Source organism: Methylobacterium sp. WL103 (genome assembly GCF_008039885.1).
In the GTDB taxonomy this organism is placed as follows: Bacteria; Pseudomonadota; Alphaproteobacteria; order Rhizobiales; family Beijerinckiaceae; genus Methylobacterium; species Methylobacterium cerastii.
This window is the reverse complement of record NZ_VRUX01001196.1, coordinates 1-611: the sequence shown is the minus strand read 5'-3', so window position 1 is coordinate 611 and position 611 is coordinate 1. Positions and strand designations below refer to the sequence as shown.

The 611-nt window shown below is 74.3% G+C and carries 2 protein-coding genes; one reads left to right on the top strand and one right to left on the bottom strand.

Annotated elements, in window-relative coordinates:
• Nucleotides 1–98 (bottom strand): S-adenosylmethionine:tRNA ribosyltransferase-isomerase (locus FV222_RS31715; RefSeq protein WP_187277536.1); only part of this gene is annotated, 98 nt, incomplete at its 3' end.
• 144 nt (nucleotides 99–242) lie between these two features.
• Here FV222_RS31715 and FV222_RS28585 point away from each other — a divergent pair.
• Nucleotides 243–485, top strand: coding sequence for a hypothetical protein (locus tag FV222_RS28585; RefSeq protein WP_147763614.1), 243 nt, complete (start codon nucleotides 243–245; stop codon nucleotides 483–485).
• Nucleotides 486–611 lie beyond the last annotated feature (126 nt).

The following is a 611-nucleotide window of genomic DNA, read 5'->3' as shown; positions in this document are numbered from 1 at the left end:
GGGCGCACGACGAGCAGGCGTCCGGCGCCGCGCGGCTCGGCCGGGCGGAGGGCGATGCTGGCCTCGGGCAGGTCGAAATCGAACAAGTCCACGCGCATGGGGCCGGCACCTGCACCGCCCCGCGCCGGGAATCAATCCGGGCGGGGGCAATCGATGCGGCGGAGCCCGCGGGGAACCGCGTCCGACCGCCCTCCGTTCACGGCAGGCGTCGATCCCGCTTTGCTTCCCGACTCGGAGCCTCCATGCCCTGGTACGCCGTGCGCCCCCGCGATCCCGCCGACCCGCGCTGGCCTCTGCCGGGCAAGCCGCAGATCGTGCTCAAGGGCGCGGACCCGGCCGAGGCGCGTGAAAAATTCGAGCAGGCCTATCCGAGCACGCCCTTCGGCACGCCGTCCACCCCGGTGCCCGACGGCGCCGGCAGCTTCGAGGGCGACGCCGAGGCGCTGGTCGTCGAGGAGACCGCGGAACCGACCCCGCCGCGTTGAGCGTTCTCGGATATCGGGCGTAGGCCCTTTCCGGGCGGAGGGACGGATGACGGCGCAGGCGGAGCGGACCACCCTCGACGGGCAGCTCGTCGGCTACTGGGCGCGCGAGGCCGCCCGCCTCGAAGC

What these genes read in the sequence shown, in the direction of transcription:
- FV222_RS28585 (WP_147763614.1), top strand. Translation starts at nt 243, where the DNA reads ATGCCCTGGTACGCCGTGCGCCCCCGCGATCCCGCCGACCCGCGCTGG.